Origin of the sequence: Streptomyces canus (assembly GCF_030815415.1) — a bacterium.
Classification (GTDB): Bacteria; Actinomycetota; Actinomycetes; order Streptomycetales; family Streptomycetaceae; genus Streptomyces; species Streptomyces canus_F.
In genome coordinates this window covers 4,549,621-4,575,321 of record NZ_JAUSWW010000001.1, presented here as the reverse complement: position 1 = coordinate 4,575,321, position 25,701 = coordinate 4,549,621, and the positions used below count along the sequence as shown (strand labels likewise).

Below are 25,701 nucleotides of genomic sequence, written 5' to 3'. Positions count from 1 at the left end.
GAACTTCCCCCGATTCACGCGCAGTTGTAGGCGTCCGTGGCGCTCGACGCGATGACCACGTCCACGCCGCCCGCCGCCGTCAGATGGGCTGCGTTGACCGTGAGGCCGGTCGCCGTCCTGATCTGCTCGTTGAGCACGAGCTTGGCGGCCGGGCCGAGGTCGATCGCATAGTTCGGTACGTCACCGATCTCGACCGGTGTGCCCGCGACCGTCAGCGACAGGTCCGTGCTGCCGGTGGTGGCCGTGCAGCTGCTGGTCGAGGTCGCTGTCACGCCGGAGAGGGCGACCACGGGCAGGCCGGGCAGGCCGATCCTGGCGTCCTCCACGGTCGCGGTCGCTGTGGAGCCGCTCGGGCCGGTCTTCGTCTCCACCTTCGCGCAGAGGGTGTCGGCGGACAGGACCAGCACGTTGATGGGTGCCGCGCAGGGCGGGGCGACCGTCTTGGCGTCCGCCGCGCGGACCACACCGGTGTCCGGGGTGGGGGCGATGCCGATCGGCAGGGCGAGGACCGGGATCTGGGCGGAGAGACCGTAGGCGCGGCCGGTGACGTACTGGAGCTTGAGTTCGGCCGTGGCCTCGGAGGCCTTGTAGGCCTCGTCGCCGGCGAAGGTCGCCTTGAGTGGCACGGTGGCTGAACCGGTGAGTGGCTGAGCCACCTTGTCGATCGTGCAGGTCGCCTTGCCCTGGGCGTCGGTGTTCGCCGCGCAGGTCTGCAGGGCGTCCGTGGGGCCGAGGGCGAGGGTGACCTCGCGGTCGGCGACCGGGGCGCCGCCGTCCTTCTCCGCCAGGGTCGCGGAGAGGGCGGCCGGGGAGCCGTTGGAGACGGTGGCCGGACCGGAGTACGTCAGGGTCGTGTCCTTCTGGACCGGCGGCTGGGTCGAACCCTCACCGACGTCGAGGAGGTCGTTGTCGAGGTCGAGGGTGATACCGCCGTAGGTCTCCTCGTTGGGGTCGTCCTCGGTCGGGCCGTCGTACTGCTTGACCCGCTGGTGGTTCGCCCACATGTCGGCCGGGATCGCGCGGTCCTCGGTGGTCGGCACCTCGTCCCAGCGGGCGAAGTTGATGACGTCCGGCTGGGTGTAGCCCGAGGCGTTCGCCGCCACCAGGTCCGTGGCGAGCGAGGACGCGCTGCCGTAGGCGCCCGAGCGGTAGCCCAGCTCGTGGATCGTGGTGGTCCAGGACTGGAGGAAGGCCAGGACCTTCTCGCGGCCGGAGTTGTAGTGCTCCATGTTGTAGTAGAGGACCGAGCCCGCCGGGAGACCGTAGTTCTGCGCCTGCGCGACCGCGTCCCGGGCCGATGCCGCACCTTCCGGCACCGGGTCGGTGATCGCCACGCAGTCACCCGTGCAGCTGCCCGAACCCGCCTCGGCCTGCGGGCCGACGTAGATCGGGATGAAGCGCCAGCCGTTGGCGTACTGCGTCTGCACCCACTCGGCACTGGCCTGGTCCTTGCAGCCCGCGTTGACCCCGCCGATGTAGAAGCCGATGGCACCGTACGTCGAGGCCGCCTTCCAGGCGTTCATCGTGGCGGTCGGCGGTGCGGCGCAGCGGTCGAAACCCTCGCCCTGGTAGGACGTGGCGTCCGCGGGGACGGCCTGGATCGACGGCTGTGCCGCCGCCATGGCCGCCGGCGTCGCTGCCGGGGTCGCCTCGTCGGCAGGGAGGCCGGCACTGGCGAGGATCTTCTTGATCTCGTCCCGGTTCTCGCCGTAGGACGCGGTGACGGCGATGCCGTCGGCCGTCGCCCAGTACGTGTGCGAGGTGCCGTTCTCCGAGACCTGTGCCGCGGCGGAGCCCTTGTCCGGCTCCAGTACGAGCGCCTCCGTACGGCCCAACACATCGGCCGGGCAGCTCTGTTGGGCATCCGCCGCCGGCTTGCCGAGGTACACGGCGTGGCGGTCGTAGCGGACGCAGGTGTCCGGGTCCTCGGCGAGATCGATGACGTCCCAGGTCGCAGGGACGGAGAACGTGTGGCCCTTGTAGGTCACTTGGGCCGTGTCCGACGCCTCCGAGGCCTGAGCTGGGTTGCCCAGGGCGGTGACGGTGAGTGTGGTGGCGGCGGTGAACGCCAGCAACGCCCCGCGTAACGAACGTGATGATCTGCGGTGATTTTTGATGACTTCCCCCGTGGTTGCGGCACCGGCTCATCCGGGCCGATGCGACTCGGAGTGACCAGGGGGAGCGTGACGGGGTTGTTGTACATCGGTCAACGACAGGGGTGGCCGAACAGGACGCTGTTACGGCCGAGTAAAGGCGAGAGGCGACTGGGAGCGCCGACTTGATGTGTGCGAAGCGTGGTGTGGGGGGTTGGTGAAGTGCCGGGTCCTGTTCGGGGCCCGCGGGGGCTGGTGGGGCGCGGGTGCACGAGGTCTTCACATACAGGTGTACGGCGGGACTTGTCCGGATGAGGACTGCGGTAGGAGACATTCCGGGCCCGGTCCCCCAGGGGGCCGGGCCCGGAACGGCTGTTCTTCGAGGGCGATCAGAGCTTCTCGGGCGTCCTGATGCCCAGCAGGGCCATGCCCCGGTGGAGGGTGCGGGCGGTCAGGTCGCAGAGGAACAGGCGGTTCTCCGCGATGTCCTTCGGCGGCTCCGGCTTGATGACCGGGCACTGGTCGTAGAACGTCGTGAAGAGAGACGCCAGCTGGTACAGGTACGCGGTCAGCTTGTGCGGTGCGTACTCCGCCGTCGCCTCCGCGAGCAGGTCGCCGAACGCGTCCAGGTGCAGGCCCAACGCCCGCTCGGCCGGGGCGAGTTCGAGCTCCGGGTGGGCGGTCGGCCGCTTGTCGTCGGCCTTGCGCAGGATCGACTTGATACGGGCGTACGCGTACTGGAGGTAGACCGAGGTGTCGCCGTTCAGCGAGACCATCTGGTCCAGGTCGAACTTGTAGTCACGGCTCGGCGAGGTCGACAGGTCCGCGTACTTCACGGCGCCGATCCCGACGTACCGGCCGTTCTCGACGATCTCCTCCTCGGTCAGGCCCACCTTCTCGGCCTTCTCGCGCACGACGGCCGTGGCCCGCTCGACGGCCTCGTCGAGGAGGTCCTCCAGCTTCACCGTCTCGCCCTGACGCGTCTTGAACGGCTTGCCGTCCGCGCCCAGCACCGTGCCGTAGCCCATGTTGTGCGCGGTGACGTCGTCGCCGAGCCAGCCGGCGCGGCGGGCCGTCTCGAAGACCATCCTGAAGTGCAGCGACTGGCGTACGTCCACGACGTACAGCAGCGTCGTCGCGTCCAGGTCGACGACACGGTTGCGGATCGCGGTCAGGTCGGAGGCCGCGTAGCCGAAGCCGCCGTCCGCCTTCTGCACGATCAGCGGGACCGGCTTGTCGTCCTTGCCGCGGATCTCGTCGAAGAAGACCACGAGTGCGCCGTCAGAGCGTTCCGCGACGCCCATCTCCTCCAGGAGGCGGGCGGTCTCGGGCATGCCCTCGTTGTACGCGGACTCGCCGACGATCTCCTCGTCGCGGATCTCCATGTCCAGCTTCTCGAAGACGGAGTAGAAGTAGACCTTCGACTCGTCGACGAACTGCTGCCACAGTTCGAGGGTCTCCTTGTCGCCGGACTGGAGGGCCACGACCCGCTTGCGGGCGCGCTCCTTGAACTCCTCGTCCGTGTCGAAGACCGCGCGCGACGCCTTGTAGACCCGGTTCAGGTTCGACATGGCCTGCTCGCCGTCGACGTCCTCGGGCGGGGCCAGCTCGCCCGGGTTCTCGACCAGGTACTGGATGAGCATGCCGAACTGGGTACCCCAGTCGCCGATGTGGTGGCGGCCGATCGTCCGCTCGCCGGTGAAGTCGAGCATGCCGCGGAGGGCGTCGCCGATGACCGCGGAGCGGAGGTGGCCGACGTGCATTTCCTTGGCGACGTTGGGCTGGGCGTAGTCGACGACGGTGATGCCGGGGTTCTTCTTCGGCGGCACGCCCAGGCGGGCGGGGTCGGTGTAGCGCTCGGCGAGGTTCGCGATGATCGCCTTGTCGGAGATCGTGATGTTGAGGAAGCCGGGGCCTGAGACCTCGATGTCCTTGATCACGTCGCCGGACTCGACCTGTGCGACGACCTGCGTGGCCAGCTCGCGGGGGTTCGCCTTGGCCTTCTTCGCCAGGGCGAGGATCCCGTTGGCCTGGAAATCGGCCCGGTCGCTACGTCGCAGAAGCGGGTCTGCGTCTGCCTCCGGCAGGGTGGCCGAGAGGGCGTTCGCGAGGCGCTGGTGGACGAGATCGGTGAGCGACGTGACCGAGGTCATGGGGTGGGAGCCGTTCTCCTCGTGGGGTTGTTTCAGACGTGGCCAGTATCCCACGGGGTCGCAAAGGGGTTTTTTCGGTCTCGAGCCCGGCTGCCGGCCCGGTGGGGGCTTGTCGCGCAGTTCCCCGCGCCCCCGACAGGCGGCTGCGCCGCCTGTCGGGGGGTGGTCCCTGATAAGGCGTTTTCCTTGTTGCCGACCTAGCTGGGAGAATGGCTGGGCCAGCCGTAGACCGTACCGGCTGCTTCAGGAGAGAAAGAAGGACGTGCCCCGTGGCTCAGAGCACCGAGACCACCGACTGGGTCTCCCGTTTCGCGGATGAGGTCATCGAGGAGTCGGAGCGTCGGGCCCCGGGCGCAGCGACATCGCTCGCTACCGCTCCGGTGGTTGTCGTCGCGTCCGGGCTGTCCCCCTCGGGGCCGATCCACCTCGGGAACTTGCGCGAGGTCATGACCCCGCACCTGGTCGCCGACGAGATCCGGCGCCGGGGACTCCAGGTCCGGCACCTCATCTCCTGGGACGACTACGACCGTTACCGCAAGGTGCCGGCCGGCATCGCGGGCGTCGACGAGTCCTGGGCCGAGCACATCGGCAAGCCGCTGACCTCCGTGCCCGCGCCGAAGGGATCGGCGTACCCGAACTGGGCCGAGCACTTCAAGGCCGCCATGGTCGAGGCGCTCGGCGAGCTCGGGGTCGAGTTCGACGGGATCAGCCAGACCGCGCAGTACACCTCCGGGGTGTATCGCGAGCAGATCCTGCACGCCATGAGGCACCGCGGTGACATCGACGCGATCCTCGAGCAGTACCGGACCAAGAAGGCGCCCCCGAAGAAGCAGCAGAAGCCCCTCGACGAGGCCGAGCTGGAGGCCGCGGAGGGGTCCGGCGCGGCGGACGAGGACGACGGCTCCTCCGGCAGCGCCGGCTACTTCCCGTACAAGCCGTACTGCGGCAACTGCGAGAAGGACCTGACGACCGTCACGGCGTACGACGACGACAGCACCGAGCTGACGTACACCTGCGACGTCTGCGGTTTCTCCGAGACCGTGCGGCTCAACGAGTTCAACCGCGGCAAGCTGGTCTGGAAGGTCGACTGGCCGATGCGGTGGGCGTACGAGGGGGTCGTCTTCGAGCCGAGCGGTGTCGACCACTCGTCTCCGGGGTCCTCCTTCCAGGTCGGCGGGCAGATCGTCGGGATCTTCGGCGGGAAGCAGCCCATCGGGCCCATGTACGCCTTCGTGGGGATTTCCGGGATGGCGAAGATGTCGTCGTCCAAGGGCGGTGTGCCCACGCCCGGTGACGCGCTCCAGATCATGGAGCCGCAGCTGCTGCGCTGGCTCTACGCCCGGCGCCGCCCCAACCAGTCCTTCAAGATCGCCTTCGACCAGGAGATCCAGCGGCTCTACGACGAGTGGGACAAGCTGGACGCCAAGGTCGCGGACGGCTCCGCGCTCCCCGCCGACATCGCCGCACACGCGCGTGCGGTGCGCACGGCCGGCGGCGAGCTGCCCCGCACGGCACGGCCGCTGCCGTACCGGACCCTCGCGTCCGTCGCGGACATCACCGCCGGGCACGCGGACCAGGCGCTGCGGATCCTGTCCGAGCTCGACCCCTCGAACCCGCTGGGCTCCCTCGACGAGGCCCGGCCGCGGTACGACAAGGCCGAGGCCTGGATCAACACGCACGTTCCCGCCGACCAGCGGACCATCGTGCGGGACGAGGCGGACGTCGAGCTCCTGAAGTCCCTCGACGAGGCGTCCGCGCAGTCCCTGCGCCTGCTGCTCGACGGGCTCGCCGAACACTGGTCGCTCGACGGGCTGACCCACCTTGTCTACGGCGTGCCCAAGGTGCAGGCCGGGTTCTCCGCGGACGCGACGCCCAAGGAGCTGCCGGCGGAGATCAAGACCGCACAGCGGACGTTCTTCGCGCTGCTCTACCACCTGCTGGTGGGCCGTGACACCGGTCCCCGGCTGCCCACGCTGCTGCTGGCCGTGGGCCAGGAGCGGGTGCGGACCCTGCTCGGGGCGTAAAGGCCGTTTCTACGACGAGGGGGGCGCCCGGTGATTCACCGGGCGCCCCCCTCGTCGTACGCGATCGTGGTTACGCGATGTGGTCCTCTTCCAGTTCCGCGTTGTAGCGGTTCGTGAAGCGGTTGACCATGCGCTTGGACTCGTCCGGCGGAAGCATGAGGCTGAACTCTGCCTCGACGTTCTCGCTGAACTCGCGCGGGGTCGGATAGCCGCTGCCGCTTATCGACTTCTTGAAGACCTGGTAGTACGACTCCTCGTCCGGCTCCGGACTGCCGCCGCCCTCACCGAGCTCCCGCGTGCGGCTGGGGCCCACCGGGATGGGGAAGCTGCCCGTCTCCTCCGAAGAAGGCTCCTCGTGGACCGGCCGCTGCTGTTGCTGGTACTGCTCGGCCTGCTGCTGCTCCGCGTACCACTGGGCGTACTGGTCCGGGTCGTACGCCGGGTCGTAGTCGCCCTGGTACTCGATCTGCTGGGGCGGAGCGAACCAGGGGCTCTCCTCCGGCACCTGCTCGTACTGCTCCTCGACGGGAGCCACCGCCTGCTGCGGGACGGGCGCGGCCTCCACAGCCCGCTGCTGCACCGGCGCCTCGACCCGCGGCGCCGGCACCGGTACCGGCGCCGGAGGCAGCAGCGCGGGCTCGATGCCCGCCGCCGCCAGGCCCGCCGGAGCCGTCTCCGCCAGCGGCACCCCGTACCGCGCGAGCCTCAGCGGCATCAGGGACTCCACCGGAGCCTTCCGCCGCCAGGCACGGCCGAAGCGGGACCTCAGCCGCGCCTGATAGACCAGCCGCTCCTGCTCCAGCTTGATCACCTGCTCGTAGGAGCGCAGCTCCCACAGCTTCATGCGCCGCCACAGCAGGAACGTGGGCAGCGGGGAGAGCAGCCAGCGCGTGAGCCGGACACCCTCCATGTGCTTGTCGGCCGTGATGTCCGCGATCCGGCCGATCGCGTGCCGCGCGGCCTCGACCGAGACCACGAACAGGATCGGGATCACCGCGTGCATGCCCACGCCGAGCGGATCCGGCCACGCGGCCGCACCGTTGAAGGCGATCGTCGCCGCCGTCAGGAGCCACGCCGTCTGCCGCAGCAGCGGGAACGGGATACGGATCCACGTCAGGAGGAGATCCAGGGCCAGCAGGACACAGATGCCCGCGTCGATGCCGATCGGGAAGACGTAACTGAAGTTCCCGAAGCCCTTTTGGAGGGCGAGTGCACGGACGGCCGCGTACGACCCCGCGAAGCCGATACCTGCGATGATCACGGCGCCGAACACGACGACGCCGATGAGAACGCGGTGCGTCCGGGTCAACTGCACTGGTGCGGCCACCCGTAATCCCCTCCCCTTGCGTGTTGTTGCGCGCAACAGAGTGGCACATGTGTGCGGCGCACGGGTGGCCGGTAGGGACCGTCAGCCCTTGTTCAGCTCTTCTTCGCAGCCGACTTGGACGGAGATGCGGACTTCGAGGTGGACGTCGAGGGCGACTTGGAGGCCGACTTCGACGCCGACTCGGACGGAGACGGACTCGCCGCGCCCCCCGTACCCGTGCCGCCGCCCGCGTTCGCCTTCGTCACCGCGGCCACCGCCTCCTTGGCCGCCTTCTTCACCAGCTTGGCCAGGCTGTCCGCGCTCGGCGTCTTCTCGCCCGCCAGACCCGCCCCGTTGTAGTCGACGGTGACCACGACGTTCTCGACGCGCGTGACCAGCGTCTGCTGCTTGAAGGAGCCTTCCTTCTTCTTCAGGTCGTACGTCACCAGCGTCGCCGCCTCGCCCGTACCGGTGACCGGCGCTGCCTTCGCGTTCTTCGCGCCGTCCACCGACTGGGCGTCCTGGACCTGCTTGTCGAAGTACTCCTGCGCCAGCTTGTCGCCCTCGCCACGCGTGACGTCCGAGTCGAAACGGAGCAACGAGACGTTCAGCCAACGGAACTGGGAGCCCTTGACGCCGTTGTTGTCGAGGCTCGACCAGGAGCAACTGCCCCGCGTCGCCACATCATCCGACTTGCCCTGCTTGCCGGACTTCGGCGCCTTCGGTACGAGATCACCCAACGTGCCCTTGGACAGGGTGTCGCACGGGTCGGGAAGCGAGGCATATGTCGCCGCCTGCACCGTCGGCGACGCGCTCACGGACGCGGAAGCGCCGGCGCCGGCGGCGGACTCCTTGCTCCCGGCGTCGTCCGAGCCGGAGTCCGAGGAACAGCCGGCCGCCACCAGCATCACCGGGACTGCCGCCGCGCCGAGAAGTACCCGGCTCAGGCGCCCCGCTCTCCCCCGCTGCCCGACAGGCGCGGGAGGGACCCCCATGCCACCCTGGTCTCGCTGTGCTGCTCGCTGCATGGTTCCTTCACTCATGACGCTGCTCGTGCTCCTGCGGTCGGCTCGGGTCCGAGGGGCCACGGTACGCGGTGAGACAGCTGTGCGGCTCTGGTTCACCCGCTTTGCCGAGGCGCCCGAACAGCCCTCAACCCGCCAGCGCGTCCGCCAGCCGAGAGGCCACTTCCCGTGCCCTGTCCTGCATTTCCTCACTGTCCGGCACCACGCCGACCGTCGCCGACTGCTCCTCGTACACGATCGTCACGATCACGTTGGACGTGCGGAACGCCACAGTCACCGTGCGCTGCCGAGCCGTCGAACCCGAGCTGCTGAGCGCGTCGTCCAGGAACGCCTCGTCGCCGACATCGTCGAGCAGCCGGGGCTGCAGATCGCTCGGAGTGGCGCTCGGAGAAGTGCTGGAGGAAGAGGGGGAAGACGAGGAAGGGGACGAACTCGGGGTGGCGCTCTCGCTGCTCACGTCGGAACTCACGTCGGAACTCACGTCGGACGTGCTCGACTCGGAGTCCGTGGGCTCCGGGAGGTCGGCGGCCTCCTGCTTCTCCGCGAACACCCCCTCCGCCTCACTGTCGTCGCTCGCGGCGTCGTACGACACCACCCGCTCCAGATCGACGAGCAGACGGTCCGTCGCGTCCGTCGACTCCACCTTCCAACGGCAGCCGACCTTGCGGTCCGTGTCGAACGTGACCGTCGGCTCCCCCTCGTACGCCTTCTCGCGCTGCGTCTCGTCCGTGATCTGCGGGATGCCGGGCAGGAGCGCGTCGAGCGTGCTCTGGCCGATCGCGGCGCAGGGCTCCGGGAGAGTGCGGTAGCGGCCGGGCTCGGCGGCGGCCGACGCGGTGCCGGCGTCGCCGGGGTTGGCGTCGTCCGTGATGCCGCCGTCGTCCGAGCCGCTGGTGCAGCCGGCCAGCAATGCCACGAGGAGCGCCGCGGCGCCGGGTACATAGGCCTTCCGCTGCACGGTCGGCTCCTCTCGCTGTGTGCGTGTTCCCGCTGCTTATTCGCTTGCCGGGCAGGGGTGACCCCTGGGCACCATGTGTATCGCACGCACAGCCGTGGACGCCGGTCCGTTGTCCTATTCGTTGATCTTGGCGCCGGTTTTGCGATCTGAGACTTTTATATAATTTCCGGGGGAATGAGGACGATATGTCGTACGTGGAGATGCCGGGCGCGAAGGTACCGATCCGCATGTGGGCCGACCCGGCGTCGGTCGAGGACGTGGCGCTCCAGCAGCTGCGCAACGTCGCGACCCTGCCGTGGATCAAGGGCCTGGCCGTGATGCCGGACGTGCATTACGGGAAGGGGGCGACGGTCGGGTCGGTCATCGCCATGCAGGGGGCCGTTTGTCCTGCGGCGGTGGGGGTGGACATCGGGTGCGGGATGTCGGCCGTCAAGACGTCGCTGACCGCCAATGATCTGCCGGGGGACCTTTCCCGGCTGCGGTCGAAGATCGAGCAGGCTATTCCGGTGGGGCGGGGGATGCATGACTCTGCCGTTGAGCCTGGGCGGTTCCATGGGCTGGCCACTGCGGGGTGGGATGAGTTCTGGGGGCGGTTCGACGGGGTTGCGGAGGCGGTGAAGTTTCGCGAGGAGCGGGCGACCAAGCAGATGGGAACGCTCGGATCCGGCAACCACATGATCGAGATTTGCCTTGATCAGTCAAATTCGGTCTGGCTCATGTTGCATTCCGGATCCCGGAACATCGGCAAGGAATTGGCCGAGCACCACATCGGCGCTGCTCAGAAGCTCCCGCACAACCAGGGTCTTGTGGACCGTGACTTGGCGGTGTTCGTATCGGACACTCCGCAGATGGCCGCGTACAGGCACGATCTGTACTGGGCACAGGAGTACGCCAAGTACAACCGCGCGATCATGATGGCGCTCCTGAAGGACGTGATCCGCAAGGAGTTCAAGAAGGCCAAGCCGGCCTTCGAGTCCGAGATCTCCTGCCACCACAACTATGTGGCCGAGGAGCGCTACGAAGGCATGGACCTGCTGGTCACGCGTAAGGGCGCGATTCGTGCCGGATCCGGCGAGTTCGGGATCATCCCCGGCTCGATGGGCACCAGTTCGTACATTGTGAAGGGGCTCGGTAACGAGAAGGCCTTCAACTCGGCTTCGCACGGGGCGGGTCGGCGAATGAGCCGGAACGCGGCGAAGCGGCGCTTCACTGTGCGGGACCTGGAGGAGCAGACACGGGGCGTGGAGTGCCGCAAGGACTCCGGCGTGCTGGACGAGATTCCCGGTGCTTACAAGAACATTGATCAGGTGATGGAGCAGCAGCGTGACCTGGTTGAGGTCGTCGCGAAGCTGAAGCAGTTCATTTGTGTGAAGGGCTGATGCATGAGGCCCCCGGGCGGCGCCGGGGGCCTCGGCTTATCCGCTATCGCCCGGTCGGCATCGCGACCTGGCCCGTTCGCAGGCGCCAGAGGCGGATGTAGCAGCTCTTCTCGGTGCGACCGAGTTCCTTGGCTGCCGCAGCGTCGTTGTTCAGCCGCAGCAGTACGCGGTCCTCGTGCGCGGTCCATCGGCGTCGATCGGGTGCGATCCGCATGCCTGTCGGCCTGACCCAAGTGCCAAGCGATTCAGCTGCGTTCTGCTTGCGCTCAAGGGACAGGCAGCCTGTGTAGTAGAGGTCGCCGGCCAGCTTCTGGGCGTTCTCGTTGGTGTACAGGATGTTGTAGATGGCGTCTCGGGCATTGCGCTTGAGGCTGCGCTCTGTTCCTGTGACCTTTCCTGCGTAGAAGCACAGGTAGGCGGCGATGGCGGTACTGGCGGTGGTCAGGGAGACGAAGGGGAAGCCTTTGCTCGTGTAGCCCACGGAGCCGTCGGCGTCGATCACGCCGCGGAGGTAGTCCCGGCGTGAGAACTCGCCGAGAGGCGGAGCGATCGTCTTCGACTTGCGGCCGTACGGTAGGCCGAGTTCATTGACCTTGGTCCTGGCTTCGAGGGAACACAGGCTCCAGGTGGCTGAGCTGTGTGTCTCGGCGAAGTTCGTGGACCGGGTGCGTTCCGTGACGCTGCTGTAGTAGGGCGTCAGCTTCTGGAACGTGCGTAGGAGAGCGATGTCGCGCGCGTTGAGCTCGACGGTCAACTTCCCCTTCTGACCGACCCCTTGCTGGAGATGGCCATCCGCCTGCAAGAAGCCGAACATGTACGCGTACTCCGGGACCGTGAGGTCCATGAACCGGTGGGCGCTAGGCTCGCATTCAGCCATGAGGAAGCTCTTCCTTCCTTGCTGGTCAGGCCCTCGGTCGGGATGCCAGTCCCGGCCGGGGGCCGTCGATTTGATGTTGTGGTGCGAGCCTAGATCGCCTGTTCAGGGGTCGTTTGGGTGATCGATGAGGTTCACCCCTGTGAGTTAACCGAGGCGCTTCTCCAGCAGGGTCACCGCGTACGGGCTGCCCAAGCCGCCGTCCTTTGTGGGTTGTTCGCCGACGACTGTGTAGCCCGCGGACTCGTAGTACGTGCGGAGGCGGGGGTTGGTGGAGAGGCAGTCCAGGCGGGCGTAGGGGCGGGCGGACTGTGTGATGCGGGATTCCGCGTGGGTCAGGAGTTGGCGGCCGGTGTGGGGTGGGGCCGTGTGGGGGGTTGTCATCAAGCGGTGGATATAGCCGGCGTCGGAGGGGCGGGGGCCCCAGGCCGCCTCGTCGGTCCACCAGAGTTCGTAGGCGCCGGCCAGGGTGTCGCCTGTGTGGGCCAGCCAGACTTCGCCCTCTTGCATGCGGGTGATGAAGTGGGCCTCGGTCTTCTCCTGGGGCTTCCACTGGTCGATTCCTCTGGCCAGCATCCACAGGGAGAGGGAGTCGCGTAGGTGGACCAGGGTCTTCGCGTCCGCCGGGGTCGCCCTTCGGTAGGTGAGGGGCGCCCAGGTCGTCGGGGCCGGTTCCAGGAGGTTTTCGCGGAGCTTTGCGGTGAGGGTTTCGGCGTCCAGGCCCAGGGCCTTCGTGACGTAGCCCTCCACCGAGCCGTAGCGCGTGGTGAGGGATTGCAGGAACAGGCGCATCACCGACTCGGGGGCGCGGGCGAAGCCCGGCCAGGTCGGGGATCTGCCGTCGTTCCTCGCCCGCCAGTCCGCCAGGAGGGATGCGGTGGCCAGTTCCGTGAGGCTGAAGTCCTCGATGATCGTGCGCTCGTCGACGCCGAGCAAGGAGAGGATCAGGGCTGCCAGTTCGCCCGTGCGGTCCTTGCCGGATGCGCAGTGGAAGGCCAGAGGGGTGTCGGACTGTGCTGCTTCCGCGACCAGTTCCAGGGCCTGGCGGATTTCCTTCGTGCCGTCTTCGGCGACTTCCATGAAGCGTTCGGCGAGGTAGGGGCCGGGGTCGATGTGGGGGCCCAACGCCGCCTGGTTGTAGGGGCGGTGCTCGATGCTGAGGTGGTGGTAGGTGAAGGAGTCGTCTCGCGGGATGCGGCCCCTGGCCTCGATCTCCCAGTCGTAGCGCAGGTCGATCACCGTGCGGATGCCCAGGGAGAGGAAGCGGGACCAGTCCGGGGTGTCACGGGTCAACTTGCCCAGGGAGTCGGCGCGGTAGAGCCTTCGCGGGCGGATCCTGCGGCCGTCGGCGGCCCGGTAGCCGCCGAGATCGCGGACGTTGTGCAGGGCGTCGAAGCGTATGTGTCTGTCCACGGGCAGCGACCATATGCGGTCACTGCCCGTCCTGACCTGGCATTTACTTCGCGTGCGTCACCGCGTAGATCATCACGAAGGCCACGATGTGGATGCCGAAGAGGAAGTACGCGAGGTAGTACCAGACGAACCGTTCGCGCTTCTTCTCCAGTGCGAGGTGCCGGCGGTCCGACTCGTCATCGAGGTCGCCGGGGTCGCCGTGGTCACCGAGGCCGTCGGGCATTTACAGCTCCCTGTGGACCTTCGTGTTCGACGCCTGTGCGCGGGGGCGCAGGACCAGGAGGTCGACGTTGACGTGGTGGGGGCGGGTGACGGCCCAGGTGATCGTCTCCGCGACGTCGTCGGCCGTCAGGGGCTCGGCGACCCCTTCGTAGACCTTCTCCGCCTTCTCCTTGTCGCCGCCGAAGCGGGTCACGGCGAACTCGTCCGTCTTCACCATGCCGGGCGCGATCTCGATGACGCGGACCGGCTGGCCGACGATCTCCAGACGGAGGGTCTCGGCGAGGACGTGGGCGCCGTGCTTGGCGGCGACGTAACCGGCGCCGCCCTCGTAGGTGCCGTGGCCCGCGGTGGAGGAGACGACGACCACCGTGCCGTCGCCGCTCGCGACCAGCTTGGGGAGGAGGGCCTGGGTGATGTTCAGGGTGCCGAGGACGTTCGTCTCGTACATCGAACGCCAGTCGGCCGGGTCGCCGGTCGCGACCGGGTCGGCGCCGAGCGCGCCGCCGGCGTTGTTGACCAGGACGCCGATCGTCCGGAAGGCCGACGCGAACTCGTCGACCGCGGCGCGGTCGGTGACGTCCAGCTGGTACGCCGTCGCCTGGCCGCCGGACGCGTTGATCTCCGCCTCCAGGGCCTCGATACGGTCCTTGCGGCGGGCGGTCAGGACGACGCGGTAGCCCGCGGCGGCGAGCTGTCGGGCCGTGGCGGCGCCGATTCCGCTGCTCGCACCGGTGACGACGGCGATGCGGGAGGCGGCGGACGGGGCGGCGGTGGCCATGGGCTGCTCCTCGGGCGTGCGTACGAATGGCTGCCGCCAGGATAGGCGGGCGGGGCGGGGAGGGGTTTCTGGTCTCAGCCAGCGGTCCGGTGCCGGCGGGGGCCGGGGGCCGGTGTGGGCTGGGGTGTGGTGTCGGCCGGGGGCCGGTCTCGGTCAGTGGTCCGTTCTCATACTTCGACCAGATGGAGTTCCTCGGGCAGCTGGGGCTGCTGCCCGAAGGCGCCGGGTGAGGCGCCCGCTGCTCAGTTGCCCCGCGGCGCCCACATGATCACCGCCATGCCCGCGAGGCAGACCAGTGCGCCCGTGACGTCCCAGCGGTCGGGGCGGTAGCCGTCCGCGACGGTGCCCCACAGGATCGAACCGGCGACGAAGATCCCGCCGTACGCGGCGAGGATGCGGCCGAAGTGGGCGTCGGGCTGGAAGGTGGCGACGAAACCGTAGGCGCCGAGGGCCAGCACGCCGCCGACCATCCACAGCCAGCCGCGGTTCTCCCGTACGCCCTGCCAGACCAGCCAGGCACCGCCGATCTCGAACAGGGCGGCGACGACGAAGAGGGCGGCCGAGCGCAGGACGAGCATGCCGCGCAGCCTGCCATATGGGTCCACGTCACCTGGCCATACGGGTCCAGTCACCTGTTGGAGGGCGCCTGTCGTCCGCTTCGCGTGGGATACATCCGACGGTATGGCCACGCTGGAGTGAGGAGTGCCGGTATGCGGGTTGTTGCTGTGTGCGTCGCGGCCGTGCTGGCCGTTGGTGGGGTGGCGCCGGGGGCTTACGCGGGGACGGGGGACTTTCCGGGCGATCCCGAGGCCGATCTGGCCTATCACGGTGCCGTCGCCATGGCCGCGGGCCAGGTGGAGGTGCGGTTCACGCCGCGGAATCACGGACCGTCGGCGGTGCCCGACGCGACGGTGCGGCTGCGCTGGTCGGAGCCGTTGGCGAACTGGCAACTGCTGCCGGAGGGGTGCGCACGGTCGGGCGTGAGCGTGGTGCTGTGCCGGGTCGGCGCGCTGGACGCGGACGGGCTGGGCGACCAGATCGGCTTGCGGCTGCGGCTGAGGGGCGAGCCGTCCGAGGTTTTGCTGGAGATCGACACGGTGTGGAGCGGCGGTGTGGTGGACCGGAACCACTTGAACGACCGCCAGCGGGTGCTGGTCCTGGACACGGGCGACACGTACTACTTCTGACCGCGGACGGATGGGCGGATGGGAGGGTGTGCGGGTGGGAGGGTGCGCGGGTGTGTGGGTGGAGGGAGGGGTGGACTCTCTCCCTTCCGATCTTCCTTCCCATCTGCCGCGTCGTACGATCTCTGCATGGTGCAGGTAGAGGGTGGGGCGGCGCGGGAGCGGTTGCTCGAGGAGTTGGGGACCGTTTCTCGGCGGTACATGGCCTCCTACGCTCTCTTCAACCAGGCCTTCGCCGATCATCTGGGGCTGCATCCGACCGATCTGCAGTGTCTGAATCTGCTTGCCCTGGAAGGCGGGCCGGTGACCACTGGGCGGGTCGCCGAGCTGACGGGGCTGACCACCGGGTCGGCCACGCGGCTGGTGGACCGGCTGGAGCGGGCCGGTTACGCGGTGCGGGAGCGGGACGTGGCGGACCGGCGGCGGGTGCTGGTGGCCACCGTGCCGGAGAAGCTCGCGGAGCTGACGCGGGTGTGGGACCGGCTGGGGGGCGGGTACAACGCCCTCTTCGACGACCTCGGTGATGGTCAACTCGCCCTGATCATCGAGCATATGAGGCGTACGACCCGGTTCAGCGCCGAGCAGGTCGAGCGGCTGCGTTCCGGGGACGTCTAGTCGGCCGGCCGGCCGGTCGGCCAGCCAGCCAGTCCGTCAGTCCGTGGTGTCGTAGCGCTCGCGGGCTTGGTGGACCTCTTCGATGTGGGTCTCCGCCCAGTCCTTCACCGCGGTCAGGAGTACGGCCAGGCTGTGGCCGAGCGGGGTGAGTTCGTAGTCGACGCGGACGGGGACGGACGGGGTGACCGTGCGGACGAGGATGCCGTCGCGTTCCAGTGAGCGCAGGGTCTGCGTGAGCATCTTGGGGCTGACGCCGGCGATCTTGCGGGTGAGATCGCTGTAGCGCATCGGGCCGGTGGAGAGGGCCGAGACGACGAGGCTGACCCACTTGTCGCTGAGACGGTCCAGGAGCTGGTTGGTCGGGCAGCCGCGGATGAACGCGTCGTACTCGACACGGGCCTGCTCGCGCCGCTGGGCCGCTGTCAGGGTCGGCATGGCTCACCTCCGGGATGCTTACGCACTTCCAGGTAACTACTTACTTATAGATAGTAACTCTTCCTAGGGTTGTTGGCAGTGAAGGGGATACCACGCGAGTGGGGAATCCCCACAAACGCCAATAAAACCAGGAGACTTGGCATGCGTGCTGTTGTGGTGAACGCGTTCGGTGGGCCCGAGGCCGTGGAGGTCGTGGAGACCGAGGTGCCCGAGCCTGCCGCGCGACAGATACGGATCAAGGTGGCGGCGGCCACGCTGAACCCGGTGGACGCGGGGGTGCGGCAGGGCGTCTTCGGGGGTGCGGGCAAGCAGCTCGGGCTCGGGTGGGATGTCGCCGGGACGGTGGACGCCGTCGGGGTCGCGACCGCGTGGAACGTGGGGGATGAGGTGGTCGGGCTCGACTACGGCATGGTCGCGCCGCTGGGCACGCACGCCGATTACGTCGTCCTGGACACGGACGCGGTCGCGCGGGCGCCGAGGACGGTCGACGCCGTACACGCGGCGACGCTGCCGCTGAACGCCCTGACCGCCGTCCAGGCCCTGGATCTCACGGAGTTGACGGAGGGGCAGTCCCTGCTGGTGACCGGTGCGGCGGGTGCGGTCGGGGGGTTCGTCATCCAGCTCGCCTCCCGGCGGGGGATTTCGGTGACCGGGCTCGCGCGGGAGGGGGACGAGGAGCTCGTACGGTCCCTGGGGGCCGCCCACTTCACGTCCGGTGCGGTGGAGGCGGGGGCCTTCGACGGCGTACTGGATGCGGCGGTGCTGGGGGAGGCGGCGCTGGAGTGGGTGCGGGACAGGGGTGTGTATGTCGGGGTCATTCCGCAGGCTCAGCCGGCGTCGGTCCGGGGAGTTCGGACGGTGGCCGTCGAGGTGAGTGCGGATGGGGCGCGGCTTGGTGAGCTGGTCGGGTTGGTCGAGGAGGGGGTGCTGACGTTGCGGGTGGCGGAGACGTTTCCGTTGGAGGAGGCGGTGAAGGCGCATGCGCGGCTCGCCGAGGGTGGGGTGCGGGGGCGGTTGGTGTTGGTGCCGGGCGCCTAGTGGGGTGGTGGGGGTGTTGTGTGGCGGGTGCGGGTTCGTCGGGGCTTGTCGCGCAGTTCTCCCGCGCCCCTCAAGAAACGGCTGGCTGCGCCAGCCTGTTTCTTGAGCCGGCTCAGTGGTGTTGGTCCTCCTGCGCCCTGTGTGGCAGTAGGCCCACCAGTGGCAGGCACAGGGTGAGGGCGGCCGTGACCGTGATGAGGCTGACGGTGGTGGCGTGCGTGGTGTTGCCGGTCGTCTGGAAGTAGACCGTGGTCACCGCTGCCGCTCCGATCGCGTTGGCCAGTTGCTGTACGGCGTTGAGCGAGCCGCTCGCGCTGCCCGCCTCCGCCGGGGCGATGTCGCCGATCGTGATGTCGTAGACCGTGCCGAAGCAGGTGCCCATGCCGATGCCGAGGATCAGCAGGGGTGGGACGAGGGCCCAGGTTCCGGTGTGCGTGCCGGAGTTGTGGATCAGCAGGGTCAGGTAGGCGCAGCCTGCGATGAGGGTCAGGAGGCCGGCGTGGATGAGGCGGCGGCCGTGGGTGTGGATCAGGCCGTGGCAGGCGATCGAGGCGATGACGATGCCGATGGTCAGGGGGATCAGGGCTAGTGCGGTGCCGGTGGGGGAGCGGCCGAGGCCCTGTTGGAGGAAGAGGGAGAGGACATAGAGGAGGCCTGCGGTCGCGGCGAACGCGACGATGCCGAGGGCCAGGCCCGCCGCGAAGCCGCGGTTGTGGAGCAGGGTCGGTTCGATGAGTGGGTGGGGGGCGGTGCGCTGGCGGTGGCTGGAGGCGGCGAAGAGGGCGAGGCCGATGGCCAGGAGGATCAGTGGCCGACTGGTCCAGCCACTCGCCGAGCCGTCGATCAGTCCGCCCAGCAGACCGAGCAGCGCGCCGGTGAGCAGCACGGCCCCGCGGACGTCGACCGAGACGGTCCGGTCGCCCGGGTCGCGCGGCAGCAGGCGGGCGGCGGCGAGCAGGGCGGCGCCGCCGAGCAGCAGGTTGATCAGGAACATGGGACGCCAGCCGAGGCCCAGGACGTCGGCGTCGACGAGGAACCCGGCGAGGATCGGGCCGCCGACCGCGGACAGTCCCATCGCGGGCCCGAACAGGCTGAAGGCCTTGCCGATCTGGTCGCGGGGCCAGGTGGCGCCGAGGATGCCGAAGCCCTGCGGGATGACGAGGGCCCCGAAGGCGCCCTGGGCGAGCCGGGCGACGACCAGCGTCGTCGGGTCGGGAGCGAGCCCGCAGGCCAGTGAGGCCACCACGAACCCGGCGAGCCCGAGCAGGAAGAGCCGGCGGCGGCCGTATCTGTCGCCGAGCCGTCCGCCGGGGACGAGCAGTACGCCGAGGGCGAGTGCGTAGGAGGCGCCGAGCCACTGGACGAGGCCGGGGCCGCCGCCGAGGTCCGCGGTGATCGTCGGGGCGGCGATGTTGGTGATCGTGGCGTCGAGGAGGTCGAGGACGTCCGCGGCGAGGATCACGGCCAGGATCGCCCAGCGGGTGCGAGCGGGGAGGGGCGGTTTCCCAAGCCCTTCATCTGCGTGTGCGTCATCTGCGTCATGCAATATCTGTGTCACGCAGATAAATATGAGGCCGGGAGGGTTGGCGGGTCAAGTGGAATAACGGGGCCGGGGTGCTCGTTCAGCGGTATAGTTGAACAGTCAACAACCTGGAGGGTGAGCGACCATGCAGTTCGGGATCTTCAGCGTCGGCGATGTCACGCCGGACCCCACCACGGGCCGGACGCCGACCGAACGCGAGCGCATCAAGGCCATGGTCGCCATCGCGCTGAAGGCCGAGGAGGTCGGGCTCGACGTCTTCGCGACCGGCGAGCACCACAACCCGCCGTTCGTGCCCTCGTCGCCGACCACGATGCTCGGCTACGTCGCCGCGCAGACCGAGAGGCTCATCCTCTCGACCTCCACCACGCTGATCACCACGAACGACCCGGTGAAGATCGCCGAGGACTTCGCGATGCTCCAGCACCTGGCAGACGGCCGGGTGGACCTGATGATGGGCCGCGGCAACACCGGCCCGGTCTATCCGTGGTTCGGCAAGGACATCCGCGACGGCATCGGCCTCGCCATCGAGAACTACGCCCTGCTGCGCCGCCTGTGGCGCGAGGACGTCGTGAACTGGGAGGGGAAGTTCCGTACGCCGCTCCAGGGCTTCACCTCCACCCCCCGCCCCCTGGACGACGTACCGCCCTTCGTCTGGCACGGCTCCATCCGCTCGCCCGAGATCGCCGAGCAGGCCGCGTACTACGGTGACGGCTTCTTCCACAACAACATCTTCTGGCCGGCCGATCACACCAAGCGGATGGTCGAGCTGTACCGGAGCCGGTACGCGCACTACGGCCACGGCACGCCCGAGCAGGCGATCGTGGGACTCGGCGGGCAGATCTTCATGCGGAAGAACTCCCAGGACGCGATCCGCGAGTTCCGGCCCTACTTCGACGTCGCGCCCGTCTACGGACACGGGCCGTCCCTGGAGGACTTCACCGACCAGACCCCGCTGACCGTGGGCTCCCCGGAGCAGGTCATCGAGAAGACGCTGAGCTTCCGCGAGTACGCCGGCGACTACCAGCGCCAGTTGTTCCTGGTGGACCACGCCGGGCTGCCGCTGAAGACCGTCCTGGAGCAGATCGACATGCTGGGCGAGGAGGTCGTTCCAGTGCTGCGCGAGGAGTTCGCGAAGGGCCGCGCGAAAGATGTCCCCGAGGCGCCGACCCACGCGTCGCTGCTCGCCGAAGTGAAGGCCGAAGTGAAGGCCGAAGAGAAGAAGGGGACCGTCGTATGAAGCTCGTCGTCGTCTCTGCGGGACTGAGCGTGCCGTCCTCGACGCGACTGCTGGCCGACCGGCTGGCGGCGGCCGTGGAGCGGCTCGCTCCGGCCGAGGTGCAGGTCGTCGAGGTCCGCGACCTCGCCGTGGCGATCGCCAACCACCTCACCAGCGGGTTTCCCGGGCGCGCTCTCGCCGCCGCGCAGGACGCCGTGGCCGGGGCGGACGCACTGATCGTCGTCACTCCGGTGTTCTCGGCGTCGTACAGCGGACTCTTCAAGTCGTTCTTCGACGTCCTCGACAAGGACGCGCTGGCCGGGAAGCCGGTGCTGATCGCGGCGACCGGCGGCAGTGCGCGGCACTCCCTGGCGCTGGACCACGCGCTGCGGCCGCTCTTCTCCTATCTGCGGGCCGTCGTCGTGCCGACCGGGGTGTACGCCGCCTCGGAGGACTGGGGCGCGGAGGGACTGGACGGGCGGATCGAGCGGGCGGCGGGGGAGCTGGTGGCGCTGCTGCCCGAGGGGCGTCCGGAGGCCAAGCCGGCCGCGTCGGCCGCGTCGGCGACTTCGGCCAAGGCCAGGGACTGCTTCGAAGTGGTCCCGTTCGCCGAGCAGCTGGCGGCGCTGTCGCCGACGGGCGCGCCGGCGGCCTGAGGCTTGGGTGGCGCGGTGGTTCGGCCACTCGGTGGCCCGGTGGCTGGGTCCCTTGGTGGCTGGGTCACCGGGCCACTCGGTCACCCGGTCACTCGGTGGCTGGGTCTCGTGGTGGCTCGGCCACTCGGTCACCCGGTCACCCGGTCACCCGGTCACCCGGTCACCCGGTCACCCGGTCACCCGGTCACCCGGTCACCCGGTCACCCGGTCACCCGGTCACCCGGTCACCCGGTCACCCGGTCACCCGGTCACCCGGTGGTGAGAAGAGCGTAGGCGTACGCCCTCCGGTTGCCTCTGTGACGGTGAGAGCCGGGTAATAAGGCTGATCGTCGGCCCGCTCACCCGGCTGAACCGGCGACGGTATTGGCAGTATGGGGACGTGCCTCAGACCGTGCTGCTCGCCGAAGACGACCGCGCCATCCGTCACGCCCTGGAGCGAGCCCTGACTCTGGAGGGTTACCGGGTCACCGCGGTCGCCGACGGTGTCGAGGCGCTGGCGCAGGCCCACCGCACCCCGCCCGACGTGCTCGTGCTGGATGTGATGATGCCGGGCATCGACGGGCTCCAGGTCTGCCGGGTGCTGCGCGCCGAGGGCGACCGGACGCCGATCCTGATGCTGACCGCGCTCGTGGAGACCCAGGACCGGATCGCCGGCCTGGACGCGGGCGCCGACGACTACGTCCTCAAGCCCTTCGACGTCGAGGAGGTCTTCGCCCGGCTGCGCGCCCTGCTGCGTCGCACCGGCGGGGCGGGCGGGGTCGCCCCCGTCGAGGCGCCCAAACAGCCGGTGCCCGAGCGGTACCTGGAGGCGGCCGGGCTGAAGATGGACCCGCAGGCGCGGCGGGCCTGGCGGGACGGGCGGGAGCTGGAGCTGACCCGTACCGAGTTCGAGCTGCTGGAACTGCTGGTGCGCAACAGCGGGATCGTCCTCGACCACTCCACGATCTACGACCGGATCTGGGGGTACGACTTCGGGCCGGGCTCCAAGAACCTCGCCGTCTACGTCGGCTATCTGCGCCGCAAGCTCGACGAGCCGGGCGCCCCGCAGCTGATCCACACGGTGCGGGGCGTGGGTTACGTGCTGCGGGCGGACTGAGTGGGCCGCCTCGCGCGGCTGCTGCGCACACGCCGGCCCGGCCTTGTCTCGCTCGCGACCACCTTCGCGGTGTCCTTCGCGGCGGTCACGGCCGCCGTCACCGTTCTCGTCGGGATCCTGTCGTACGGGGCCGCCGCCCGCCTGGTCCGGGTGGACCAGCAGTCCGTGTTCGACGAGGTCGTACAGGACCTGCGGGACGAGGTGCGGCAGCACAGGATGACGCCGGAGGACTTCTCCTCGTCGGCGCCCGGACACGACCTGGTCCGCCCGGCCCGTACCGATGTGCAGGTGCTGGGGGCGGACGGCTCCGTCGTCGACCCCGGCGGCCCCGGGCTGCCCGTCGTCGCCGCCGACCGGCTCGTCGCGGCGGCGACGAAGGCGGGGCGGCTGGCCGAGCACAAGGACGTCGACGTCGGCAGTGACGTCTACCGGGTCGCGACCGTCTCCCTCGGCGGCGGCCGGGGCGCGGTGCAGGTCGCGCAGGAGTTCAGCGACACCGAGGACCTGCTGCGGGCGCTCCAGCAACGCACCCTGATCCTGATGGCGGCCGTGGTGGTCGGGGCCGGACTGTTCGGCTGGTGGCTGGCCCGGCGCATCACCCGCCGCCTGGTGATCCTCACCTCGGCCGCGGAGGACGTCGCCCGCACCCGCCGCCTCGGTATCCAGGTGCCGGTGACGGGGTACGACGAGGTGGGCCGCCTCGGCCGGGCCTTCGACCGCATGCTGGGCCGGCTGGCGCAGTCGGAGGAGGACCAGCGCCGTCTGGTCCAGGACGCGGGGCACGAGCTGCGGACGCCGCTGACCTCCCTGCGTACCAACATCTCGCTGCTGCGGCGGATCGACGAACTGCCGCCCGAGACCCGCGCCGAACTGGTCGCCGACCTGGGCCAGGAGGCCCGCGAACTGACCGACCTGGTCAACGAGTTGGTCGATCTCGCGGCCGGCCAGTCCGACAACGAGCCGCCGCAGCGGGTGGACCTCGCCGACATCGCCGAGGACGTGGCGGGGCTCGCGCGGCGCCGCACCGGGCGTGAGGTGGTGGTCCGGGTGAGCGGGGACACGACGACCGACGGCAGGCCGGGCATGCTGACGCGCGCGGTGTCGAACCTCGTGGAGAACGCGGCGAAGTTCGACCGCGCGGGCCGCGCCCCGATCGAGATCACGGTGACCGGCCCCGCCCGCCCGGGCACCGTCCGGGTGGAGGTCCTGGACCGGGGCCCGGGAATCACCGAAGCGGACCTGATCCGCATCTTCGACCGCTTCTACCGGGCCGCCGACGCCCGCTCCCTCCCCGGCTCGGGCCTGGGCCTGTCGATCGTCCGCGAGGTGGCCCTGGCCCACGGCGGAGCCCCGTTCGCGCTCCGGAGGGACGGCGGCGGCTCGGCGATCGGCTTCACGGTGGGCGGGGACTGAGGGCGGGGGCAGGGCGGGGCAGGGGCAGGGGGGATCGGCAGATCTGTCCCACACCTGACGGCAAAACCCCAGGTCGCCGTCGCCCGGCGTGGGACACATCTGCCAGTCACTGGCTTACGAAGCGTCTACGGTGAGCAGGTATGGCTCCGATCGGGATGGGGAGGCGTACATGCTGGGTGCCGAGGAAGCCGCCGCGCTGGAACGTATCGACGAAGGCGCCGTCGGACGGATGCTCGCCGAGCTCGTGGCCATTCCCAGCATCACCGGGAGTGCCGCCGAGTCGGAGTTGCAGCATCACCTCGCCGGGCGGCTGGAGCGGCTCGGGCTCGATGTCGATCTGTGGGCGATGGATCTGGACGCGTTGCGTGCCCATCCCGGCTTTCCCGGTGCGGAGGCGGCCCGGGACGAGGCGTGGGGGCTCGTCGGGCGGACCGGGGAGGGCGGGGACGGGCCGACGCTGATCCTTCAGGGGCATGTGGACGTCGTACCGCCCGGGGATCTCGGTGCCTGGGAGGGGGATCCCTTTGTGCCCAGGGTCGTCGGGGACGTCGTGCACGGGCGCGGGGCCTGTGACATGAAGGCCGGGCTGGTGGCGGAGCTGGTCGCGCTGGAGGCGGTGCGGGCCAGTGGGGCGCGGCTGCGGGGGCGGGTCGCCGTGCACTTCGTCGTGGGGGAGGAGGACGGGGGGCTCGGTGCGTTCGGGACGTTGCAGCGAGGGTACGGCGGGGATGTCTGTGTCATCGCCGAGCCGACCGCCGGCACCCTGGTCACCGCCAACGCGGGCGCGCTGACGTTCCGGCTCGCCGTCAACGGGAAGTCCGCGCACGGCAGTTCACGCGGCGAGGGGGTCAGCGCGATCGACGCCTATCTGCCGCTGCACCGGGCGCTGGGGCGGCTGGAGGCCGAGCGGAACCGGGAGCCGCACCCCCTGATGGCGGAGTATCCGATCCCGTACGCCCTGTCGGTGGGGACCCTGCGTGCCGGGGACTGGGCGAGCAGTGTGCCCGATCTGCTGGTCGCGGAGGGGCGGTTGGGCGTACGGCTGGGGGAGGAGCCGGCGGCGGCGCGGGCCGCGTTCGAGCGGTGCGTGGCCGAAGTGTGCGCCCGGGACGCCTGGTTGGCCGACCATCCGGTCACCGTGACGTGGCCCGGTGGGCAGTTCGCGAGCGGTCGGCTGCCGGAGGGGCATCCGCTGCCCGGCGTGATCCGCGGCGCGCACGCGGACGCCGGGGGCGGGCCGCTCAGGGAGCGCGGGGCGTCGTACGGGAGCGATCTGCGCCTGTACGCCGGGGCCGGGATTCCGACGCTCCAGTTCGGGCCGGGGGACATCCAGGTCGCCCACAGCGCGCGGGAGCGGGTGTCCGTGCGGGAGGTGGTGGCGGTGGCGCGCACGCTGGCGCTGACGGTGCTGCGGACGGTGGGGACGAAGTGACGGGAACGGGCGGGCCGTTCGGCGATCTTCTCGCGCGGGTTGGGCCGGGGAACGCGGCGCTCACTTCCTGACCGCACGGTCCAGCTCACGCCGTACCGCCTGTTCGTCCTGGCCGAGGATCGTCTCCTCGAGACTGTCGTCGTCCTTGCGGGAGAAGAGTTCACCGCGGGCGACGTCCTCCTTCGACAGGACCCGCCCGCACCACTCGCCCTGACCGGCGACCCCGTCGTCGAAGGGGACGGCGGCGCCCTCGCCCAGAACGGTCCAGCCCTCGGAGCTCCAGCGCAGGGCGAGGAGGTAGGTGTGGCCGGTCTCCAGTCGGGGAGCGTCGGGGGCGGTCCGTTTGATACGGGTGCCGCTCTGCCGGTACACCTGCCAGCCGGGGGCGACCATGTCGAAGCCCTTGTCCACGGGGCGGCCGGGCCGGTCGGCCGAGGTCCACAGGACCTTGTCGGTGCGGAAGGTCACCATACGGTCGGTCCGGTACCGGAACGGGCCCGAGGCGAAGTCGCGCCGCCCGGTGTCCCGCTCCCGCTCGGGCGTGGCGACGACGACATGATCGGCGTGCGTGACCCAGTCCCGCGCGGTACGGGAGGGGTGGGCGTCGCTGACGTACCCGCAGCCGGGGACGGTGTCCAAGCCGCCCCAGCCGACCAAGACCCCCGCGGTCAGTCCCGCGAAGGCCACGAACGCAATGACAGGACGGCTCGCTGTGCGGCCGCCGTGAGGCCGGTTCCACGGCATGGCGAACTACTCCCCCTGATCCCCCGTGAGCGGCGACGGTGTCCCCCGTTCGCCTGCTGACTGTGCGGCAGCGGATGCGGATCCGGTCAAGATCCACTGGCGCC

At 69.7% G+C, this 25,701-nt stretch carries 23 protein-coding genes; 10 read left to right on the top strand and 13 right to left on the bottom strand.

The window, feature by feature from the left end; translation table 11 throughout:
* Window positions 1–14: 14 nt before the first annotated feature.
* Window positions 15–2,075 (bottom strand): choice-of-anchor P family protein, encoded by a 2,061-nt coding sequence (locus QF037_RS21115; protein ID WP_307027525.1) that lies wholly within the window; start codon window positions 2,073–2,075, stop codon window positions 15–17.
* A gap of 407 nt (window positions 2,076–2,482) precedes the next feature.
* Window positions 2,483–4,246, bottom strand: a complete 1,764-nt coding sequence (gene argS, locus QF037_RS21110) for an arginine--tRNA ligase (RefSeq protein WP_307027523.1) — start codon at window positions 4,244–4,246, stop codon at window positions 2,483–2,485.
* Window positions 4,247–4,455: 209 nt separating this feature from the next.
* On the opposite strand from argS, the gene lysS reads away from it, so the two are divergent.
* Window positions 4,456–6,270, top strand: coding sequence for a lysine--tRNA ligase (gene lysS, locus QF037_RS21105; protein ID WP_307027521.1), 1,815 nt, complete (start codon window positions 4,456–4,458; stop codon window positions 6,268–6,270).
* Between the two features lie 70 nt (window positions 6,271–6,340).
* Here lysS and QF037_RS21100 read toward each other — a convergent pair whose 3' ends face one another.
* The 3 genes from QF037_RS21100 to QF037_RS21090 form a co-directional block, all read right to left on the bottom strand.
* Window positions 6,341–7,597 carry a DUF2637 domain-containing protein gene (locus QF037_RS21100; RefSeq protein WP_307027519.1) on the bottom strand — a complete coding sequence of 419 codons (1,257 nt, stop codon included), beginning with the start codon at window positions 7,595–7,597 and terminating at the stop codon, window positions 6,341–6,343.
* A 92-nt stretch (window positions 7,598–7,689) separates the two neighbouring features.
* Entirely contained in the window at window positions 7,690–8,619 is a 930-nt protein-coding gene (locus QF037_RS21095; protein ID WP_307027518.1) for a DUF3558 family protein, read from the bottom strand.
* A 109-nt stretch (window positions 8,620–8,728) separates the two neighbouring features.
* A complete protein-coding gene (locus tag QF037_RS21090) occupies window positions 8,729–9,559 on the bottom strand; it encodes a DUF3558 domain-containing protein (protein ID WP_307027516.1) in 831 nt (276 codons plus the stop codon).
* Window positions 9,560–9,744: 185 nt separating this feature from the next.
* On the opposite strand from QF037_RS21090, the gene QF037_RS21085 reads away from it, so the two are divergent.
* Complete coding sequence (locus QF037_RS21085) at window positions 9,745–10,938, top strand: RtcB family protein (RefSeq protein ID WP_307027514.1); 1,194 nt, start codon at window positions 9,745–9,747, stop codon at window positions 10,936–10,938.
* A 43-nt stretch (window positions 10,939–10,981) separates the two neighbouring features.
* On the opposite strand, the gene QF037_RS21080 is transcribed toward QF037_RS21085, so the two are convergent.
* The 5 genes from QF037_RS21080 to QF037_RS21060 all read right to left on the bottom strand — a co-directional run bounded on the left by QF037_RS21080 (window position 10,982) and on the right by QF037_RS21060 (window position 14,803).
* The gene (locus QF037_RS21080) at window positions 10,982–11,782 is read right to left on the bottom strand and encodes an LAGLIDADG family homing endonuclease (protein WP_307027512.1); all 801 of its coding nucleotides are present in this window, start codon (window positions 11,780–11,782) and stop codon (window positions 10,982–10,984) included.
* Between the two features lie 177 nt (window positions 11,783–11,959).
* Window positions 11,960–13,225: a tyrosine-protein phosphatase gene (locus QF037_RS21075; RefSeq protein ID WP_307027510.1), complete on the bottom strand. Its 1,266-nt coding sequence runs from the start codon at window positions 13,223–13,225 to the stop codon at window positions 11,960–11,962.
* Window positions 13,226–13,268: 43 nt separating this feature from the next.
* Window positions 13,269–13,448 carry a hypothetical protein gene (locus QF037_RS21070; RefSeq protein WP_307027508.1) on the bottom strand — a complete coding sequence of 60 codons (180 nt, stop codon included), beginning with the start codon at window positions 13,446–13,448 and terminating at the stop codon, window positions 13,269–13,271.
* On the bottom strand, window positions 13,449–14,225 hold the full coding sequence (locus QF037_RS21065; RefSeq protein ID WP_307027506.1) for an SDR family NAD(P)-dependent oxidoreductase: 777 nt from the start codon (window positions 14,223–14,225) through the stop codon (window positions 13,449–13,451).
* A gap of 242 nt (window positions 14,226–14,467) precedes the next feature.
* A complete protein-coding gene (locus QF037_RS21060) occupies window positions 14,468–14,803 on the bottom strand; it encodes a YnfA family protein (RefSeq protein WP_307037282.1) in 336 nt (111 codons plus the stop codon).
* A 132-nt stretch (window positions 14,804–14,935) separates the two neighbouring features.
* On the opposite strand from QF037_RS21060, the gene QF037_RS21055 reads away from it, so the two are divergent.
* Together QF037_RS21055 and QF037_RS21050 are read left to right on the top strand one after the other, a co-directional pair.
* Window positions 14,936–15,412: a hypothetical protein gene (locus QF037_RS21055; protein WP_307027504.1), complete on the top strand. Its 477-nt coding sequence runs from the start codon at window positions 14,936–14,938 to the stop codon at window positions 15,410–15,412.
* A gap of 126 nt (window positions 15,413–15,538) precedes the next feature.
* Window positions 15,539–16,024, top strand: a complete 486-nt coding sequence (locus QF037_RS21050) for a MarR family winged helix-turn-helix transcriptional regulator (protein WP_307027502.1) — start codon at window positions 15,539–15,541, stop codon at window positions 16,022–16,024.
* Between the two features lie 36 nt (window positions 16,025–16,060).
* Here the strand turns inward: QF037_RS21050 and QF037_RS21045 are convergent, their stop codons facing one another.
* Window positions 16,061–16,459: a winged helix-turn-helix transcriptional regulator gene (locus tag QF037_RS21045; protein ID WP_307027500.1), complete on the bottom strand. Its 399-nt coding sequence runs from the start codon at window positions 16,457–16,459 to the stop codon at window positions 16,061–16,063.
* A gap of 141 nt (window positions 16,460–16,600) precedes the next feature.
* Between QF037_RS21045 and QF037_RS21040 the strand changes: the two genes are divergently transcribed.
* Window positions 16,601–17,497, top strand: a complete 897-nt coding sequence (locus QF037_RS21040; RefSeq protein ID WP_307027498.1) for an NADP-dependent oxidoreductase — start codon at window positions 16,601–16,603, stop codon at window positions 17,495–17,497.
* A 112-nt stretch (window positions 17,498–17,609) separates the two neighbouring features.
* Here the strand turns inward: QF037_RS21040 and QF037_RS21035 are convergent, their stop codons facing one another.
* On the bottom strand, window positions 17,610–18,959 hold the full coding sequence (locus QF037_RS21035) for an MFS transporter (protein WP_307027496.1): 1,350 nt from the start codon (window positions 18,957–18,959) through the stop codon (window positions 17,610–17,612).
* Between the two features lie 205 nt (window positions 18,960–19,164).
* Between QF037_RS21035 and QF037_RS21030 the strand changes: the two genes are divergently transcribed.
* The 5 genes from QF037_RS21030 to QF037_RS21010 all read left to right on the top strand — a co-directional run bounded on the left by QF037_RS21030 (window position 19,165) and on the right by QF037_RS21010 (window position 24,853).
* On the top strand, window positions 19,165–20,277 hold the full coding sequence (locus tag QF037_RS21030; protein WP_307027494.1) for an LLM class flavin-dependent oxidoreductase: 1,113 nt from the start codon (window positions 19,165–19,167) through the stop codon (window positions 20,275–20,277).
* Window positions 20,274–20,912: a CE1759 family FMN reductase gene (locus tag QF037_RS21025; protein ID WP_307027493.1), complete on the top strand. Its 639-nt coding sequence runs from the start codon at window positions 20,274–20,276 to the stop codon at window positions 20,910–20,912. Before QF037_RS21030 ends, QF037_RS21025 begins: the two co-directional genes overlap by 4 nt.
* Before the next feature lie 379 nt (window positions 20,913–21,291).
* Window positions 21,292–22,008 carry a response regulator transcription factor gene (locus QF037_RS21020; protein WP_307027491.1) on the top strand — a complete coding sequence of 239 codons (717 nt, stop codon included), beginning with the start codon at window positions 21,292–21,294 and terminating at the stop codon, window positions 22,006–22,008.
* Window positions 22,009–23,421, top strand: coding sequence for a HAMP domain-containing sensor histidine kinase (locus tag QF037_RS21015; RefSeq protein ID WP_307027489.1), 1,413 nt, complete (start codon window positions 22,009–22,011; stop codon window positions 23,419–23,421).
* A gap of 169 nt (window positions 23,422–23,590) precedes the next feature.
* Window positions 23,591–24,853, top strand: a complete 1,263-nt coding sequence (locus tag QF037_RS21010; protein WP_307027487.1) for an ArgE/DapE family deacylase — start codon at window positions 23,591–23,593, stop codon at window positions 24,851–24,853.
* A gap of 60 nt (window positions 24,854–24,913) precedes the next feature.
* Here the strand turns inward: QF037_RS21010 and QF037_RS21005 are convergent, their stop codons facing one another.
* The gene (locus QF037_RS21005; protein WP_307027485.1) at window positions 24,914–25,540 is read right to left on the bottom strand and encodes a hypothetical protein; all 627 of its coding nucleotides are present in this window, start codon (window positions 25,538–25,540) and stop codon (window positions 24,914–24,916) included.
* Window positions 25,541–25,701: the final 161 nt, after the last annotated feature.

Bases quoted from the DNA above. Each gene is read 5' to 3' on its own strand.
- QF037_RS21080 (WP_307027512.1), bottom strand. From the start codon at position 11,782: ATGGACCTCACGGTCCCGGAGTACGCGTACATGTTCGGCTTCTTGCAG.
- argS (WP_307027523.1), bottom strand. From the start codon at position 4,246: ATGACCTCGGTCACGTCGCTCACCGATCTCGTCCACCAGCGCCTCGCG.
- QF037_RS21040 (WP_307027498.1), top strand. From the start codon at position 16,601: ATGCGTGCTGTTGTGGTGAACGCGTTCGGTGGGCCCGAGGCCGTGGAG.
- QF037_RS21030 (WP_307027494.1), top strand. From the start codon at position 19,165: ATGCAGTTCGGGATCTTCAGCGTCGGCGATGTCACGCCGGACCCCACC.
- QF037_RS21095 (WP_307027518.1), bottom strand. From the start codon at position 8,619: ATGAGTGAAGGAACCATGCAGCGAGCAGCACAGCGAGACCAGGGTGGC.
- QF037_RS21085 (WP_307027514.1), top strand. From the start codon at position 9,745: ATGTCGTACGTGGAGATGCCGGGCGCGAAGGTACCGATCCGCATGTGG.
- QF037_RS21060 (WP_307037282.1), bottom strand. From the start codon at position 14,803: ATGCTCGTCCTGCGCTCGGCCGCCCTCTTCGTCGTCGCCGCCCTGTTC.
- QF037_RS21050 (WP_307027502.1), top strand. From the start codon at position 15,539: ATGGTGCAGGTAGAGGGTGGGGCGGCGCGGGAGCGGTTGCTCGAGGAG.
- lysS (WP_307027521.1), top strand. From the start codon at position 4,456: ATGGCTGGGCCAGCCGTAGACCGTACCGGCTGCTTCAGGAGAGAAAGA.
- QF037_RS21025 (WP_307027493.1), top strand. From the start codon at position 20,274: ATGAAGCTCGTCGTCGTCTCTGCGGGACTGAGCGTGCCGTCCTCGACG.
- QF037_RS21010 (WP_307027487.1), top strand. From the start codon at position 23,591: ATGCTGGGTGCCGAGGAAGCCGCCGCGCTGGAACGTATCGACGAAGGC.
- QF037_RS21045 (WP_307027500.1), bottom strand. From the start codon at position 16,459: ATGCCGACCCTGACAGCGGCCCAGCGGCGCGAGCAGGCCCGTGTCGAG.
- QF037_RS21070 (WP_307027508.1), bottom strand. From the start codon at position 13,448: ATGCCCGACGGCCTCGGTGACCACGGCGACCCCGGCGACCTCGATGAC.
- QF037_RS21055 (WP_307027504.1), top strand. From the start codon at position 14,936: ATGCGGGTTGTTGCTGTGTGCGTCGCGGCCGTGCTGGCCGTTGGTGGG.
- QF037_RS21065 (WP_307027506.1), bottom strand. From the start codon at position 14,225: ATGGCCACCGCCGCCCCGTCCGCCGCCTCCCGCATCGCCGTCGTCACC.